Origin of the sequence: Pseudomonas sp. CFBP13528 (assembly GCF_005233615.1) — a bacterium.
Classification (GTDB): domain Bacteria; phylum Pseudomonadota; class Gammaproteobacteria; order Pseudomonadales; family Pseudomonadaceae; genus Aquipseudomonas; species Aquipseudomonas fluorescens_AM.
Genome location: NZ_QGAJ01000006.1, coordinates 254440 through 271722, shown reverse-complemented (window position 1 = coordinate 271722; position 17283 = coordinate 254440). Strand labels below are relative to the sequence as shown.

The following is a 17283-nucleotide window of genomic DNA, read 5'->3' as shown; positions in this document are numbered from 1 at the left end:
GGCAATCAGTGCAAGGCGGCCTCTGCGGCCTGGATCGCCGCAAATTCTTCTTCCGGCGTGCCTGCTACCAAGTGATGCCGGCTGTAGAAAGCAAAGTAAGCAATTAATACTCCATAGATGATCGCGGCGCCAATCACCACCCGTGGATCCACCAGAAAGCCCGCCACCACGGCCACGCAGGCCAGTACCAGCGCCACGCCCGAGGTGAAGATGCCGCCTGGCGTGCGGTACGGGCGATCCATTTTGGGGCGACGGATGCGCAGGGTGATGTGGGCGGCCATCATCAACACGTAGGAAATGGTCGCGCCGAACACCGCCACCAGAATCAGCAGATCGCCCTGGCCGGTCAGCGACAGGCCAAAACCGATAATCCCGGGAATCACCAACGCCAGTACCGGCGCCTTGCTCTTGTTGGTCTCGGACAGTTTGCGCGGCAGGTAGCCGGCGCGGGACAAGGCGAATATCTGCCGCGAATAGGCATAGATGATCGAGAAAAAGCTGGCGATCAAGCCGGCCAGGCCCACCAGGTTGACGAAGCTGCCCATCCAGGTCGAACCGCCGTAGGCCAATGCCAGGGCTTCCACCAGCGGGTTGCCGGATTTGATCAGCGCGTAAGTGCCGGCGCCGCCGGGCGCGATCACCAGGATCAACAGGGCAAAACTGGTCAGCACCACAATCGCGCCGATCAGCCCGCGTGGCAGGTCGCGCTTGGGATTCTTGGTTTCTTCCGCAGCCAGTGGCACGCCCTCTACCGCGAGGAAAAACCAGATCGCGTAGGGAATCGCCGCCCACACGCCGACGTAGCCGAATGGCAGGAAGCTGCTGGCGCCCTTGGCGTCGGTCAGCGGGATATCCAGCAGGTTGGCGACGTTGAAGTGCGGCACCATCGATACCAGGAACACACCCAGCGCGATGGCCGCGATGGCGGTAATCACGAACATCAACTTCAACGCTTCACCGACGCCAAAGATGTGGATGCCGATAAAGATGATGTAGAACGCCAGATAGATCATCCAGCCGCCAATACCGAACAGCGACTCGCAATACGCGCCGATAAACACCGCGATGGCGGCGGGAGCGATGGCGTATTCGATCAGGATCGCCGTGCCCGTCAGGAACCCGCCCCAGGGGCCGAACGCGCTGCGGGCAAAGCCGTAGCCACCTCCGGCGGTGGGGATCATTGAAGACAGTTCGGCCAGGGAAAAGCACATGCACAGGTACATGGTGGCCATCAGCAGCGTGGCGAGAAACATCCCGCCCCAACCGCCCTGGGCCAGGCCGAAGTTCCAGCCGGCATAGTCGCCGGAGATGACATAGGCAACGCCCAGGCCAACTAATAACACCCAGCCGGCGGCGCCTTTTTTAAGTTCGCGTTGTTGGAAGTATTGGGAGTCGACTTTTTCGAAGTCGACGGAAGAACTCGTGGGTTCGCTGGGCATGGGAAGTACCTTCCATTCTTATTGTTTTAACTCGGCCTCTGTGTGCCGAATGCGCATCGCAAGTGCTTATGAAGATCTAAAACTGTGGGAGGGGGCTTGCCCCCGATGGCGGTGTGTCAATCAATTCAGTATTGGCTGATCCACTGCAATCGGGGGCAAGCCCCCTCCCACACTTGAGTGCATTTTAAATGTGGGAGGGCAGGTTAGTTAGAAGAAGCCCTGCGGATTAATGTCGTAGCTCACCAGCAGGTTTTTGGTCTGCTGGTAGTGATCCAACATCATCTTGTGCGTCTCGCGCCCCACACCGGACTTCTTGTAACCGCCAAACGCGGCATGAGCCGGGTACAGGTGGTAGCAGTTGGTCCACACGCGGCCGGCCTTGATCGCGCGGCCCATGCGGTAGGCGCGGTTGATGTCGCGGGTCCACAAACCGGCGCCCAGGCCGAACTCGGTGTCGTTGGCAATCGCCAGGGCTTCGGCTTCGTCCTTGAAGGTAGTGATGCTCACCACCGGGCCGAAGATTTCTTCCTGGAACACACGCATTTCGTTGGTGCCCTTGAGCAGGGTCGGCTGGATGTAATAGCCGGTGGCCAGGTCACCGCTGAGTTTCTCCACCTTGCCGCCGCTGAGCAGTTGCGCGCCTTCGCCCTTGGCGATTTCCAGGTAGGACAGGATCTTGTCGAACTGCTGCTCGGACGCCTGGGCGCCGACCATGGTGTCGGTGTCCAGCGGGTCGCCACGTTTGATCGACTCGACTTTCTTCATCACCACTTTCATGAAGTCGTCGTAGATCGATTCTTCCACCAGCGCGCGGGACGGGCAGGTACACACTTCGCCCTGGTTGAAGAATGCCAGCACCAGGCCTTCGGCGGCTTTTTCGATGAATTGCGGTTCGGCGTTCATGATGTCGGCAAAGAAGATGTTCGGCGACTTGCCGCCCAGCTCAACCGTGGACGGAATGATGTTCTCGGCCGCCGCATGCATGATGTGAGAACCCACCGGCGTGGAGCCGGTGAAAGCGATCTTGGCGATGCGCTTGCTGGTAGCCAGGGCTTCGCCGGCTTCTTTACCGAAGCCGTGCACGACGTTGAGTACGCCGGGCGGCAGCAGGTCGCCGATCAGTTCCATCAGCACGTTGATGCCCAGCGGTGTCTGCTCGGCCGGCTTGAGCACCACGCAGTTACCGGCGGCCAGGGCCGGGGCAAGTTTCCAGGCGGCCATCAGCAAGGGGAAGTTCCACGGAATGATCTGGCCGACCACGCCCAGCGGCTCGTGGAAGTGATAGGCAGCGGTGAGTTCGTTGATTTCGGCGCTGCTGCCTTCCTGGGCACGGATGCAGCCGGCGAAGTAGCGGAAGTGGTCGGCGGCCAGCGGGATGTCGGCGTTGAGGGTTTCGCGCACGGCCTTGCCGTTGTCCCAGGTCTCGGTGACGGCCAGCAGTTCGAGGTTCTGTTCGATGCGATCGGCGATTTTCAGCAGGACCCGCGAGCGGTCCTGGGCCGAGGTCTTGCCCCAGGCGTCAGCGGCGGCGTGGGCGGCGTCCAGCGCCTTGTCAATGTCTTTGGCGGTGGAGCGCGGGAAGTCAGCGATAGGCTTGCCGTTGACCGGCGAGGTATTGGTGAAGTAATTGCCATCGATCGGCGCAACGAATTCGCCACCGATGTAGTTGCCGTACTTGGCCTTGAACGAAACGATGGCGCCTTCAGTACCGGGGTGTGCATAACGCATGGTGGGCATCTCCTGCTTTTATGTTTATCGGAGTACAGCGCGGCAAGCGCGTTATAAAGCGTAGAGCAAAGGTCGGGCCACTGCGTGCGGGCCAGGTAAATCAAGGGTTTGGTTTTGTTTACAAGGCGTGACTGTGGCCGGATCGATACAGGTGGGTGACACTGTGTGCCATAAACGGTACAGCCTGTGACCGATGGGTCGGCGCGGGATTGCAATGGCCGGATGCCTGGGGGATGCTGGGCGTTCTCACGCAGGGAGAATAATAAGAACATGCACAACGATCATTTCAGTCGCCATGCCCAGCAGGTGCTCACCGTCACCCGTGGGCAAGAGCCGCCTCACGGGCCGGGCAGCGACCCGTCCATTGCCCGCTCCTGGTTGCGTTGCCTGGAGGACTACCACCTCGATCCTGCGCTGACCGTCGCCCCCACCGTGCTTGAGCATGGCCGCCTGCTGGAAAGCCGCGAACGCCTGCGCCAAGTCTTGCACATCGCCGGCGCCGAGATGAACAGCCTGCACCAGCAGCTCTCGGGCGCGGGCCACGCGGTGCTGCTCACCGATGCGCGTGGGGTGATCCTCAACTGCGTCACCGCGCCGTCCGAGCGCAGGATTTTCGAACGCGCCGGGCTGTGGTTGGGCGCTGATTGGAGCGAAGCCTGCGAAGGCACCAATGGCATCGGCACCTGTCTGGTCGAGCGCCAATCCCTGACCATCCACCGTGACGAGCATTTTCGCGGTCGCCATACCGGGCTGACCTGTTCGGCGAGCCCGGTGTTCGACCCCCACGGCGAGTTGCTGGCGGTGCTGGACGTGTCGTCGGCCCGCGAAGCCGTGTCGCGCCAGAGTCAGTTCCACACCATGGCGTTGGTCAACCTGTCGGCCAAGATGATTGAAAGCTGCTACTTTTTGCGCCACTTCGAACAGCACTGGTTGCTGCGCTTTCACCTGCAGGCGGAGTCGGTCGGGTTGTTCAGTGAAGGGCTGTTGGCCTTTGATGGCGAAGGGCGCATCTGTGCGCTCAACCAGAGCGCACTGAACCTGTTGGGGCAGCTTCGTGGCAGCGTGTTGGGTCAGCCGGTGGAAGCGGTTTTCGACTGTTCCCTGGATCAGTTGCTGGGGCGCGCCAGCGCCAACGCCACGGCCGGCTGGCCGCTACGTACCCGCGATGGCCGCCCGTTGTTCGCAGCGTTACGCGGGCAGGGGCGTCCGGCCCCGGCGCCCAGCGCCAAACCGACTGTTCCCGGCCGTTCGCGCTTGCCCGGCGTCTGCCTGGATGACCCGGCGCTGCGGCAGGCTTTCAGCCAGTCTGTGCGGGTGTTCGAGCGTGACGTGCCGCTGCTGGTTAATGGCGAAACCGGCTCGGGCAAGGAAGCGTTTGCCAAGGCGGTACATCTGGCCAGCCAGCGTGCCGACAAACCCTTCGTTGCCCTCAATTGCGCCGCTATCCCGGAAAACCTGATCGAGAGCGAATTGTTCGGCTATCGCGGCGGCAGTTTTACCGGCGCACGCAAAGAAGGCATGCAAGGCAAGCTGCAGCAAGCCGATGGCGGCACCCTGTTCCTTGACGAGATCGGCGACATGCCCCTGGCCTTGCAGACGCGGCTGCTCAGAGTGTTGGAAGATCGCCTGGTGGTGCCTATCGGTGGTGAGCCCCGCGCCGTAAACGTCAGAATTATCAGCGCTACCCACCGCAATCTGCTGGCCCGGGTAAAGGACGGCGGCTTTCGCGAGGATTTGTATTATCGGCTCAATGGCCTGGAAGTTGCGCTGCCGGCGTTGCGTCAACGCAGTGACAAATCACAGTTGCTGGACCTGCTGCTGGCTCAGGAAGCCGGTGACCAGGCGGTAGATCTGGAGCCGGCTGCGCGCGACGCGTTGTTGGCGTTTGCCTGGCCGGGCAACGTCCGACAGTTGCGTACGGTATTGCGCACGCTGGTCGCGCTGTGCGAAGACGGGAAGGTCGGTCCGCAGAATTTACCGCCGATGATTCGTCACGCTCCTACCCATGACGCTCAATCAAGTGTTTCTTCGCTGTCGCCCTTTGAAGAGGCCGAACGGTCAACCCTGCTGGCTGCTCTGGAGCAACAGCACTGGCATATGAGCCATGCGGCAACGCATTTGGGCGTCAGCCGTAACACGTTGTACCGCAAGTTGAGGAAGTATGAAATTTCACGCGGTTCGGTAGTTTAGCCTACAGTTTTTTTGAAGTTTTACAGGTGCCTTGGTTAATAAGTAGTTTGGGGTGTGTAAGTTGTTGAGTTCAGTAATATTATGTCAATTTTAAATGTCGCTTATTTTGAATGTTTGTCCCACTCATTGAGTACATTGAAGCTTCGGTTGTTTAGCAGCTTGATCACGGTATTCAGGGTGGATTATGAGTATTCCAACGGCGTATGCGTCCCCAATCACAGTGTCCTTCAGCTCTCTTGCTGAAGGAGGCGAAGTCTATGCAGATCACAAGGTTTCCATCGCGATCGATAATGCCCACCCTGCAACTCAAGCACGTAAAACGCCTTCAACACGTCGCGCCGAGGCCGATGCTGAAGTTGCCAGCTCATTCGCCGCATTATTGCTCGACGGCAGTTATAGAACTTCAATCCGGCCACCTGATATGCAGGTCCCGCCCCACTCGACGGTAGCGCTCTGGTATGCCCAACTGGACAGTGCATTTAAAAGCGAAGGGTTTTCAGCCTGGGCTAAAAAGCAGGGGCTGGACACGCGTTATCTGACGTTGATTCCCGCACGCGGGGAAATAAAAGGCTATGTAGACGGCCGGCGCAAAACCTTTTATCTGTCAGACGATTCGGGCTGGTCTGATGTTTCCCGCACGCTCTTGGCCCTTGGCAAGGTATTCGCCCCCGAACACGGTCAAGCGGTGCGATACCCAGGGAGCGGGCAGGGCGGCGTATCGATGACGCTGGTCGCGCAATTCTACAAGGCGCCTGATCTTTTTGAGGGCGACCAAGCCAGCGTTCGCCGCAAACAGTTCACGGATAATCCCGGCTTCAATCTGCATGAGCGCCCCCTCTCGACCCACTCCGACGCGGCGTTGGCGGCGCATCGGCAGGCGCTGGGCGATGAGGCCAATCGGCACAGCCTGATGAGCGCATTGAACGCTTTGGTCGACGATGCTGACGGGCGTGTTGATCTGGAGCCGATCAACGTGCCCATCGATCCTCGCTCTGCGCTGTTTGAGCGAGCGCCGAGCAAAACGCCGAGCCTTGCCCAGATGCTCAAGCTGGAAGGCTACAAGGTGCCCGCCAACAGTGCTCAGGCCCATGCGTTGGCCTCGGCACTCTCCTTCGACCTGGCGCACAGGGCGCCGGGCGTCGACTCAGGTGGCGTAAGGCACATCGGTCAGGGGCTGTCGTCTACTTCACTGCGCAAGATGGGAAAGCTCGTAAAGGCGCAGATCGCGCCAGGCACGACGAGCGCGCCTGGAACGGGCAGCCTCTTGAGTCGGTTGATCGATCATCTTCCAGCCAACCTGAGAAAGGCCATGGCTGATTATCCGTCAATTGCCCTTGACCAGCTCCTGCGCACACCCGAGGCGCAGCGGCTGGGTAAGTTGATCCAGGAGGTGCTCAAGGTTATCGACACACCCACGAGCGCGATTGAAAGTCTTGGCGTAGCCCTGGTCCAGGAACTCGATCCTGGCTTGGGCAAGTCGCGGTTCAACCTGGCGGGCTACAACCTGTATAGCGCTGACAATGCAGGCGCTTCTTCGGCAACGATCGTCAAACGCTTTACGGCACACCTCGCCGGCAGGGTCGGCAACGAGGGCGCAGCCGTCGCCGCCCATCTTTTATTATCGGCGGCAGCCCCTGAGTTTCTGGTCAAAGACATCCCGCCCAATTTGCTATACGGCTCCCACACCTGGACGAATTTTTGTATAGAGGTGTCGCGCATAGAGCTGCAAGTGCCTGGCGCGGCGGCAAACATGACCTTCAGCCAGGTGATGGGTTTCGGTAATACGCCGCCGGTGTCCATCGAGGGTGAGGATCAACTGAACGTCGCCGCGCGCGACCCGATCATTGCCTGGGGCATTGCCAACCGTGTTATCGACACCAGCCCGACGCAGACTTATTCGGATGCGCAGGCCGAGCAGGCGCAACAGGCACTCAACAAGCAGCAAAAAGAACTTCGCTGGGCGAGTAATGCCATGAAGACACCGCCGACGACGCGCCGGGAATTGGCGCTGGCAGAGTTGAAACGGGTATTTCCCCAGGTGGACCCGACGCTTGAGGTGATGCAGCAGGCCTCCATCAAACATAAGCCAATGTCGCTGTTGGATATTTACATGACGGGGCCGATCCAACCGGACTATTGGATATCCAAGGATGAGCAGCGTTTTCCCTATAAGTGTTTGAAGTCGCGCCTGTCTGAGCTGGCACCTGACATTAATAAAGTGTTTACAGCGAAGTTTCAGGAATATCGCAAGGTTCAGGAAAGTGCCTGGGCTATCCAGTTCAAATATCAGCTGTCACTGCTGCCCATGGCGGACAGGGTACGTATCAGCCAATCGGACGTCAGTTTTTATGAGGTGTCCCGCGCCTATATCAAGAACGGACCGTGTACCTCAGGGTTGTTCACCCCCAGGGAATGCCTGCCACCGACGCCTACTGCGCAGGAGCTTGAAGCGCTGAAGGGCAGGCACGGGTTGCTGATGAAAGTGGTGGAGCCTGGTGGCAGTGTCAGCGCCTACAGTTACTTTCCCGCCGAAGGCAAGATCGTCAAGGAAGACGGCTTTCCGGGCGGGCGAATCGACCTGGACGATCGTGCCTATTTTGGCGGGGAGAGCGAAGGTTATATCCCGGGTTTACCGCATACCTACGCGCAATATGGGGTCACGGATAAAACGCGCGATCCGCCTGCGCCGGACGGGAAAAAACAAGGTGACTACTTTGCTGATAAATCGGGTGCGCTCGCACAAATGGCGGGTGGTTATTTCACCAAGGACTACGGACCCCTGCAGAAGGAGGCGGCGGGCGTCACCGAGATTGAAAAAGGACGGGCTTACGACGAAAAGCTGAAGGGATTTTTTCTGAGCCTCGTGCCTTTTTATGACGGTGTCAAAGACGCTATCAAAGGTGACATAGGCGGGGCGGTATTCAATCTCGGGTTCGACATTCTCGGCTTTGTCATTCCCGGCGCGAATGCCGCGCGCAAAGCCGCCAAAGCGGGCAGAGGTGTTCTGAATACAATTAAAAGCGGTGTCGTTGCGGGTATTGGTGCGTCCGTAGGCTATACCGACTCAGTCGATATTGCGAAGAACTTAAATAAGGGCGCGCGCGCCGGTTATAAGGATGCGAAGTTCTTGGCTGAAAAGGGGCATGATGTTTTGTCGCGTTTGAGAGGGCATTATGGAAGTTACGATGTTACTAAGATCTATAAGGAGGGCGATGTTGTAAAAGGGTTTTTTTACGCCGCTGAGGACACTGTATGGCGACCTGCCGTGGCCGTCTTCAAGAAAGGTGCCTGGTATGCCTATAACGTTGTCACTAAAACGCCGTTTGGTGTTCAGTTGGCACAGTTTGGTGCGGTGAGTTCATTGCAACGCTGATACACGGACGTGTTCAGATAACCGGATTTTCATTATTTAATATTCATTCGACAGGGAATGTGAATGGTTTGTATCTGTCCTGAATAAGGTAAATGACGATGAAGCGTTCAACAACAATAACAACGGCGTTACGTCCTGTCCGCACTTCGATTGTAGTCAAGGGCCGTATCCATCATAAAAATTCGTATCGTACGATACAGTGTTCAAGAATAGGCGATTCCATTGGCGGCCTGCTGAGGGGCGGTTCCAGAGAGAGTTTGCCGAGCCCGACACGGGTTGACGCGCCCAATGTCGGAGGTACCACACGCAGTAGCGTGGATACAGGCCACCGACCGTTCGATCAAGGGTTCGTGGACTCAAGAGTCAATGGCTTCGACGGCCCAGGTCACGCCAGTGGTACGCGGCAGGCGGGAGACGCTGCGTCAGGCGCCGGGCAAACGCCCGAAATGGCCGCGTATGTAGAAAGCCAGCGAAGAGCCTGGCAAGCCGCGAGGGATGTGCAAATCCGCGATCAGTTGTTCGGTCAGCCCAGTCCGGGGCGCGTCAATGGGCAGGATGTCGAACCTTTTTCGGCGCGAACCCTTGAAGAGAATGCCAAGACGGCGGTCAAGGCGAAGGAGACCGCGCTGCCGCCGACTAACACGACCCTGCTCAAGACCGCAGCGATCACGACGGCGATCAGCGTACCTGTGACGTCGATCGGCCTGGTCGTGGTCGGGAGTGTCAACGAAGCGCTCAAGCCGCTGATCAATCCGCCGCCTGCACCCGTGACACCAGAAAGCATCGAAGAAGGGCGGCTCGTCGATTACGCGCAAAACACTACTTTTCTGTTGGTCAATACCTTGTCGAAACTGCGTGGAGAGCAGCTTGTCGAGCCGAACCTGAACTGGATGATGCAAACCAGAGAGGAGCGCCTTGACTCGCTGGAGGCCATGATTGGCTATGTCGAGCGGGAGCTGGGTAAAGAGGCCAAGGCCCAGAACATTGATTTTCAGCCGGCGTCCACGGGGCCTGAAAAAGACGCCATCAAGGAGCGTGTGATCGATTTGGAGAGCCGGATGGCAGCTCTTTCAGCGTTGCTGGGGGCCATTAGCATCACACCCGCGCCCAAGTCCAATACGCCGGTTTCGCCGATAGGGAACGCTTCGCAGCGGCTGGTGGCCATCCAATAGCCTTGCAGGGTTGGCGCCGCGTTAACCCTGCCTACGCGCCCGTCGTATCCCAGCGACGGGCGTTTCGCCCTCAGCTAAAGCGTGCGAACTTTCCCACCCTACGCTAACCTGCCTCGATGTTTACGAGGTCAACTATGCACATTCATATTCTGGGTATCTGCGGCACGTTCATGGGTTCGATGGCGGTTCTGGCCAAAGAGCTGGGCCATCACGTGACGGGCTCCGATGCCAACGTTTATCCACCGATGAGCACGCAACTGCAGGCGCAAGGGATTGAACTGACCCAAGGTTACGATCCTTCGCAATTCAACCCGGTGCCGGACCTGGTGGTGATTGGCAATGCGATGTCGCGCGGCAACCCGGCGGTCGAATACGTGCTGAATAAAGGCTTGCCTTACGTTTCAGGTCCTCAGTGGCTGGCTGATCACGTGCTGCAAGGCCGCTGGGTATTGGCCGTCGCCGGCACCCACGGCAAGACCACCACCAGCAGCATGCTTGCCTGGGTGCTGGAGCACGCAGGTATGAGCCCGGGCTTTCTGATCGGCGGCGTTCCGCAGAATTTCTCGGTGTCGGCGCGTCTGGGGGATACGCCGTTTTTCGTGATTGAGGCCGATGAATACGACAGCGCCTTTTTCGACAAGCGTTCCAAGTTCGTCCACTACCGCCCACGCACGGCGATCCTGAACAACCTGGAATTCGATCACGCTGACATCTTTCCCGATCTGCCGGCCATCGAGCGGCAATTCCATCACCTGGTGCGTACCATCCCAAGCGAGGGCCTGGTGATCCATCCGACGACCGAGCCGGCGTTGCAGCGTGTGATCGACATGGGCTGCTGGACCCCGGTTCAAACCACCGGCGCAGGCGGACAGTGGCAGGTCAAGTTGCTCAGCGAAGACGGTTCCCGATTTGAGGTACTGTTCGAAGGCGAAGCTCAAGGCATCGTCGATTGGGGCATGACCGGCCAGCATAACGTCGCCAATGCCTTGGTGACCCTGGCGGCTGCGCGACATGTGGGCGTGACGCCCGCCGTGGGCGTCGCCGCATTGAGCGCGTTCAAGAGCGTGAAGCGGCGGATGGAAAAGGTTGCCGACGTGAAGGGTATTACTATCTACGACGACTTTGCCCACCACCCCACGGCGATTGCCACCACGTTGGATGGCCTGCGCAAACGCGTGGGTGATGCGCAGATCATTGCGATCGTCGAGCCGCGCTCCAATTCCATGAAGCTGGGGGCGCACCGCGATGGCCTGCCCGAAAGCGTGAATGACGCCGACCAAGTGATTTGGTACGCGCCCGCCAACCTCGGCTGGGACCTGCCGGCCATCGCCGCGCTGTGCAGCGTGCCCTCGACAGTATGTGACTCATTGGAGGGCATCATCGAGCACGTCAAACACCTGGCCAAGCCGGGCACCCACGTGGTGATCATGAGCAATGGTGGCTTTGGCGGCTTGCACGGCAAGCTGGCTGAGGCACTCCAGTGAGCGGCCCGGAACGTATCACGCTGGCGATGACCGGCGCGTCCGGTGCGCCGTATGGTCTGCGCCTGCTGGATTGTCTGGTGCGTGAAGACCGTGAAGTGCACTTCCTGATCTCCAAGGCCGCGCAGTTGGTGTTGGCGACCGAGACCGACGTGGAGCTGCCGGCCAAAGTGCAGATGATGCAAGCGTTTCTCACCGAATACACCGGTGCGGCGGCGGGGCAGATCAAGGTGTATGGCAAAGAGGACTGGATGTCGCCAGTGGCGTCCGGCTCCGGTGCGCCGGCGGCGATGGTGGTAGTGCCGTGCTCCACCGGCACCCTGTCGGCGATTGCCACCGGAGCGTGCAATAACTTGATCGAGCGCGCGGCGGACGTCACCTTGAAAGAGCGGCGCCAGTTGATTCTGGTGCCACGCGAGGCGCCTTATTCCAGCATTCACCTGGAGCACATGCTCAAGTTGTCGAACATGGGCGTGACCATTTTGCCGGCGTCGCCAGGCTTCTATCACCAGCCGCAAACCATTGATGACCTGGTGGACTTTGTGGTGGCGCGTATTCTCAACCTGCTGAACATCCCCCAGGACATGCTGCCGCGTTGGGGCGAGCATCACTTGAGTGGCGATGAATAAGGCGCTGTGGGTTGTGCTGGTGCTGCAGCTGACAGGCTGCGCCACCGCGCGCACGCTGGATGCGGCGCAACCGGGCGCGCCAGTGGTGTACGCCGGGACCCGGCTGGATATGTACGCGATCAACGGGGGCTGCTGCGCCAGGGACAGGTTCGGCGCCGAGGCCCCCACCTATCCCCATATCGACCTGCCCGCCAGCGCGTTGCTCGATACGCTGCTGTTGCCACTGTCATTGTTGACCGTGCTGGGTGTCGGCTTCAACGCCACCGGCGGCCTGTAACGCAAACCTCAACAGCACCACAAACTCATGTGGGAGGGGGCTTGCCCCCGATAGCGGAGTGTCAGTCACTGAAGAGATTGACTGGACTACCGCCATCGGGAGCAAGCCCCCTCCCACATTGGGTTCAGTGTTCGCCTTTATTTATTTACCGAGCTTGCGCAGCTCATCCGACTCCACCACCCGCACGCCATCCTGCTCTTCCAGCGCCAGACGCCACATGGCGCGGGCCAGTTCGCACACTTCGATACCGTGGTACTTGCCGGGAATCAACCGAGACAGCGGCCCGGCCAGTTGTTCGGCCAGCCGAGGTTCGAGTCGTTCCCCCAACAATAATGATGGCCGCACGATGGTCAGTTGCGGCCAATCCTGGGCTCTCAACGCCTGTTCCATTTCCCCTTTGACGCGGTTGTAGAACACCGAGGATTTCGGGTCGGCGCCAATCGCACTGATCACGATCAGGTGCCGTGCGCCCAGTTCCCGAGCGCGCCTGGCGAAGGCCACCACCATATCCAGGTCGACCGCACGGAACGCCGCTTCGGAACCGGCCTTCTTGATTGTGGTACCCAAACAGCAGAAGGCGATATCCACCTGGCCGCTCAACTGGGGCAGCAACACTGCCGGGTCGCCTACCGGGTTTTCCAGGCGTGGGTGTTCGGCCAGTGGTTTGCGGCTCGGTGCCAGCACGCGGGTTACGGTGGGTTCGTTGAGCAGGCGGTCCAGCAAGTGTTCGCCGGTGAGGCCGGAAGCGCCGGCCAGTAAGATATGCTGCGGTGTCAGGTACATGGTGTTTCCCCCTTGTTACACGTTACAGCTTAGTTGCCTTTGGCTTCCTTGCTATTCATTGAGACGCTTTCGAGCGCCTTTCGTGCCTGCTGTTTACGTAATAATTGCCAGTGGGCGATCACGCCCTTGGGGGCCCAGATCTGCGGTTCGGAGGCTTCGAAGTTGTCCGCCTGTTCGCGCTCGGCCACGTGCAGTTGTGCCAGTTTGAAGGCCTGTTGCAAATCGTCCGTTTGGTTGAAAGCCTGTGCGAAAAGGGCATCGCCGAAGTAGGTAAAGTCCGCCTCTTCCGAACAGCCGAACGACACGCGATCAGCGCGCGAGGCGGTCATGATCAACGTGCGCTCATCTTTCAATGCCGGGATGAAGCCGCCGGAGTAGCAGGCGGAAATCACGATGATCTTGTCGCGGTTTTTCAGTGGCGCGAGCACGGCGGCCAGCTCATCGGCCGGCAGGTCGGCCAGTTCCATGCGCGGCTGGTCGAGCACCAGTTCGTGTTCGTGGGTGCCGTGGCTGGTCATATAGATGAACACCAGGTCTTCCGGCCCGCTGCGTTCGGCCAGGGTTTGTACGGCCCGGCGCAGGTTTTCGCGGGTGGCCATTGGCCGGTCGGCAATATGGTCGCGGTGGTTGACCAGGCGAATCTGCCCATGGGCACCGAAGCGGGTGGCGAGCATGTTGCTGACGTAATCGGCTTCGCGCAGGAACACGCTTTGCTTGCCGTCGCCGGCCAGCGCCAGGGTGTAAAGCTCGACGGCAGGCGTGGACGCGGGGACGGCGGCGAGGGCCTCGGCCAGCAAGTGGCCCTGGGCCAATACGCCGATTTCCAGTGGGTCGGGCAGCAGCTTGCCTTCGGCGTCGCGCACGCGCATGCCGTTGACCCAGGTGCCGGCCTGTACCGTACCGTCGGTCAGCACCAGTGTGCCGCGGCCCTGGTAGCTGTCGCTGTCAAAACCGCCGATATAGAAGCTGCCATCGGTAAGGTTCAGGCGACCTTCACCGCTGAAGCGCCAGTCGCTGAACTGGCCGACGTAATGGCTGCCATCGACGCCGATCAGTTCGCCTTTGCCGCTCAGCGCGCCTTCCTTGAACTGGCCGATCCAGACGTCGCCATCGGCGTTTTCATAGCGTCCCTTGCCGTTGAGCTGGTTCTGTTTGAACTGGCCGACGTAGATATCGCCATCCGCGCTGTTGAACGTGCCATTGCCTTCCAGCTGGCCATCGACGAAGTGACCGCTGAACTGATTGCCGCTGTCGTCGTTGCGCTGGCCTTCGCCATTGGGTTTGCCGTGGGCGAATTGGCCCTGGTATTGGCTGCCGTCGGCCAGCTCCAGGCGCCCGAGGCCGGAATACTGGTCGTCCTTGAACTCGCCGCGATAGGTCATCTGCCCTTCTTTGAGGGTGCCTTCGCCGTTGCGTCGACCGTTCTTGAAGCCGCCCACGTAGCTGCTGCCCGCCGTGGTCAGGCTGCCCTGGCCGTCAAACAGGCCTTGCTTGAATTGGCCCTTGTAGACTTCGCCGTTGCTGCCATGCCATTCGCCCTGCCCGTGCCACTGGCCGTTATCGAACTCGCCGGCGTACCAACTGCCGTTGGGGTAGTCGACGCGCCCCTGGCCTTGCAGCAAGCCGTTGACCACATCGCCCCGGTAGCGGCCGCCATCGGGCAGGCGCGCATCGGGCGGCAACAGCGATTCGCCATCTCCGCAAGCGGTGAGCAACAGGGCAAGGGCAAGGGGAGCGAGTGGGCGCATAGCGGGATCCGGATAATTGAGCGCCGAGTATGCCGCAGCTGCGCGTTTCATACATAAATTTACATACACTGTGGCAAGGTTTGTGGCCTCGCCACAGGCAACGTCCTACACGAAGCAGAGTGACAATGACTCAGCGATGTAAGCCGGTTTTTCCTGACCTTCGATTTCCAGGGTGGCGGTGGCCTTGAACAGCCACTGGCCAGGTTTTTTCTCGTGGACGTCGGTGAGGGTGACGTTCAGGCGCACCTTGGAGTCGACCTTCACCGGCTGTATGAAGCGCACGCTGTCCAGGCCATAGTTGATTGCCATTTTCAGGCCCTCGGGCATGATCAGGATGTCCTCCATCAGCTTGGGCATCAGCGACAGCGACAGGAACCCATGGGCGATGGTGCTGCCGAACGGGGTTTGCGCCGCCTTGACCGGGTCTACGTGGATAAACTGATGATCGCCGGTGGCCTCTGCGAACAGGTTGATGCGGGCCTGGTCGATGGTGAGCCATTCGGAACGTCCCAGTTCCTTGCCGACATAATCTTTGAGCTGCGCTACGGGTACACAGGGCATTGCGTTTCTCCCGGGTTCATCATTTTTATCCCCGCTGACGAGGGGTTTTTATGGGGTACAGAGAACCAATGTAGATCATCATGGGCAATCGGCCCGGTCAACCCAACATGCTTTTGGCGAATGCCGGAGCATAGGGCGGGCGTGCTTATAATGCGCACGAACTTTGAGGGGGGCAGAGAGGATGCTGTTACGTGGCCTGACCTGGCTGGTGCTGTTTCAATTGATCGGCACTGCGCTCAATCATCTGCTGTTGCCGGTATTGCCGGGGCCGATCATCGGCCTGCTGCTGATGCTCGGCTTCCTGATCTGGCGCGGCGAAGTCAGCGAGCCGCTGAGCCTGGCGGCCGGCAGCCTGCTGCGGTATTTGCCGTTGCTGCTGGTGCCGCCGGCCGTGGGCGTGATGGTGTATGCCAAGGACATCGTTGCCGACTTCTGGGCCATCGTCGGCGCGCTGGTGCTGTCGCTGGTCATCGCGATGGGGGTTGTCGGCGTGCTGATGGAACAGATGGTCCGGCGCAAGGAGAAGAATCAATGATCTTCGACTGGCAGGGCGCCTGGGTGGCCGTCATTCATCACCCGTTGTTCGGTATCGGCATTACCCTGGGCGCCTATCAACTGGTACTGGCGGCTTTCGAGAAAACCCGCTGGATTTTCCTGCAGCCGGTGCTGGTCTCCATGTTGCTGGTAATTGGCGTGTTGCTGATCTGCGGCCTGAGCTACGCCGAATACCGCAAGAGCACCGAGATCATGGGCGTTCTGCTGGGGCCGGCGACGGTGGCCCTGGCGGTGCCGCTTTACCTGAACCTGCGACGGATTCGCCAATTGTTCTGGCCGATTTTTACTACGCTGGTGATAGGCGGGGTGTTGGCCACCGGCCTGTGCGTGTTGTTGGGCTGGTGGTTCGGTGCCGAGCACAGGGTGCTGATGACCATGGCGCCCAAGTCGGTGACGTCGCCGATTGCGATGTTGGTGGCCGAGCAGATCGGTGGGGTGGCGGCATTGGCCGCCGTGTTCGTGCTGATCACCGGGGTGGCCGGCGCGATGATCGGCCCGGCGTTCCTGTCGCGCCTGGGTGTCTACAGCCCCGAGGCGCGCGGCATGGCCCTGGGCATGACGGCCCACGCTGTCGGCACCTCGGTGGCCCTGCAGGAAAGCGAAGAATGCGGCGCCTTTGCGGCGCTGGCCATGAGTTTGATGGGCGTGGCCACGGCAGTGTTCCTGCCGCTGGCTGTGTCGGTGATCGTTTAAACCGGGTTTAAGGAAACCTTTATGAGTCTGGCGCTGTTTCCACTCAACACCGTGCTGTTCCCTGGTTGCACCCTCGATTTGCAACTGTTCGAGGCGCGTTACCTGGACATGATCAGTCGCTGCATGAAAAAGGGCGAAAGCTTCGGTGTGGTCTGCATTCTCGATGGCAAGGAAGTCGGCCTGGCCCCGGATGGCTATGCGCTGATCGGCTGCGAAGCGCTGATCCGCGACTTTAAACAACAGGATAACGGCCTGCTGGGGATTCGCGTCGAGGGCGGGCGGCGTTTTCGCGTGCGCGATGCCCAGGTGCAGAAGGACCAGTTGCTGGTGGCCGAGGTGCAATGGCTGGAAGAGCTGCCGGACCAGCCGCTGGAAGAAGAAGATGCCGACCTGCTGGCGCTGCTGCAGGCATTGGCCGAGCACCCGATGGTCGCTGCGCTGGATATGGACGCCCATGCCGAGGGCCAGCAGGCCCTGAGTCATCAGTTGGCGTATCTGCTGCCGTTCACCGAGGCGGATAAAGTCGACCTGTTGCAACTCGACGATCCGCAGCAGCGGCTGGATGCGATCCAGATGTTGCTGGATGAATTGCAAGGTGAATTGTTCACCTGAACTTCGGACTTTCCTGGCGGGGTTTTCAGACTTTGTTTGGTC

At 59.9% G+C, this 17283-nt stretch carries 14 protein-coding genes; 9 read left to right on the top strand and 5 right to left on the bottom strand.

Annotation, left to right across the window (positions count from 1 at the left end; genetic code table 11):
- Positions 1-5: 5 nt before the first annotated feature.
- Both eat and PspCFBP13528_RS15010 read right to left on the bottom strand, forming a co-directional pair.
- Positions 6-1439: an ethanolamine permease gene (gene eat, locus PspCFBP13528_RS15015; RefSeq protein ID WP_065952038.1), complete on the bottom strand. Its 1434-nt coding sequence runs from the start codon at positions 1437-1439 to the stop codon at positions 6-8.
- Between the two features lie 207 nt (positions 1440-1646).
- A complete protein-coding gene (locus tag PspCFBP13528_RS15010; protein ID WP_137200495.1) occupies positions 1647-3167 on the bottom strand; it encodes an aldehyde dehydrogenase family protein in 1521 nt (506 codons plus the stop codon).
- Between the two features lie 270 nt (positions 3168-3437).
- On the opposite strand from PspCFBP13528_RS15010, the gene PspCFBP13528_RS15005 reads away from it, so the two are divergent.
- From PspCFBP13528_RS15005 to PspCFBP13528_RS14980, 6 genes are all read left to right on the top strand, one after another.
- The gene (locus tag PspCFBP13528_RS15005; protein WP_137200494.1) at positions 3438-5357 is read left to right on the top strand and encodes a sigma-54-dependent Fis family transcriptional regulator; all 1920 of its coding nucleotides are present in this window, start codon (positions 3438-3440) and stop codon (positions 5355-5357) included.
- 184 nt (positions 5358-5541) lie between these two features.
- Positions 5542-8730: a hypothetical protein gene (locus tag PspCFBP13528_RS15000; protein ID WP_137200493.1), complete on the top strand. Its 3189-nt coding sequence runs from the start codon at positions 5542-5544 to the stop codon at positions 8728-8730.
- Between the two features lie 446 nt (positions 8731-9176).
- Entirely contained in the window at positions 9177-9902 is a 726-nt protein-coding gene (locus PspCFBP13528_RS14995) for a hypothetical protein (protein WP_137200492.1), read from the top strand.
- A gap of 134 nt (positions 9903-10036) precedes the next feature.
- Positions 10037-11386 carry a UDP-N-acetylmuramate:L-alanyl-gamma-D-glutamyl-meso-diaminopimelate ligase gene (mpl, locus tag PspCFBP13528_RS14990; protein ID WP_101219647.1) on the top strand — a complete coding sequence of 450 codons (1350 nt, stop codon included), beginning with the start codon at positions 10037-10039 and terminating at the stop codon, positions 11384-11386.
- Positions 11383-12012: a flavin prenyltransferase UbiX gene (ubiX, locus tag PspCFBP13528_RS14985; protein ID WP_083208103.1), complete on the top strand. Its 630-nt coding sequence runs from the start codon at positions 11383-11385 to the stop codon at positions 12010-12012. Before mpl ends, ubiX begins: the two co-directional genes overlap by 4 nt.
- Complete coding sequence (locus PspCFBP13528_RS14980; protein ID WP_065886827.1) at positions 12005-12289, top strand: YceK/YidQ family lipoprotein; 285 nt, start codon at positions 12005-12007, stop codon at positions 12287-12289. The genes ubiX and PspCFBP13528_RS14980 overlap by 8 nt, the downstream gene beginning before the upstream one ends.
- A 141-nt stretch (positions 12290-12430) precedes the next feature.
- Here the strand turns inward: PspCFBP13528_RS14980 and PspCFBP13528_RS14975 are convergent, their stop codons facing one another.
- The 3 genes from PspCFBP13528_RS14975 to PspCFBP13528_RS14965 form a co-directional block, all read right to left on the bottom strand.
- On the bottom strand, positions 12431-13072 hold the full coding sequence (locus tag PspCFBP13528_RS14975; RefSeq protein ID WP_137200491.1) for an oxidoreductase: 642 nt from the start codon (positions 13070-13072) through the stop codon (positions 12431-12433).
- 29 nt (positions 13073-13101) lie between these two features.
- Positions 13102-14820 carry a C13 family peptidase gene (locus PspCFBP13528_RS14970; protein ID WP_065952046.1) on the bottom strand — a complete coding sequence of 573 codons (1719 nt, stop codon included), beginning with the start codon at positions 14818-14820 and terminating at the stop codon, positions 13102-13104.
- A 105-nt stretch (positions 14821-14925) separates the two neighbouring features.
- Positions 14926-15381, bottom strand: coding sequence for a MaoC family dehydratase (locus PspCFBP13528_RS14965; RefSeq protein WP_065952047.1), 456 nt, complete (start codon positions 15379-15381; stop codon positions 14926-14928).
- A 181-nt stretch (positions 15382-15562) separates the two neighbouring features.
- On the opposite strand from PspCFBP13528_RS14965, the gene PspCFBP13528_RS14960 reads away from it, so the two are divergent.
- The 3 genes from PspCFBP13528_RS14960 to PspCFBP13528_RS14950 are packed head-to-tail and all read left to right on the top strand — an operon-like array spanning position 15563 to position 17241.
- Positions 15563-15916, top strand: a complete 354-nt coding sequence (locus PspCFBP13528_RS14960; RefSeq protein WP_065952048.1) for a CidA/LrgA family protein — start codon at positions 15563-15565, stop codon at positions 15914-15916.
- Entirely contained in the window at positions 15913-16629 is a 717-nt protein-coding gene (locus PspCFBP13528_RS14955) for an LrgB family protein (protein ID WP_137200490.1), read from the top strand. Before PspCFBP13528_RS14960 ends, PspCFBP13528_RS14955 begins: the two co-directional genes overlap by 4 nt.
- A 21-nt stretch (positions 16630-16650) precedes the next feature.
- Entirely contained in the window at positions 16651-17241 is a 591-nt protein-coding gene (locus tag PspCFBP13528_RS14950; RefSeq protein WP_065952050.1) for an LON peptidase substrate-binding domain-containing protein, read from the top strand.
- The last annotated feature ends 42 nt before the right edge of the window (positions 17242-17283 follow it).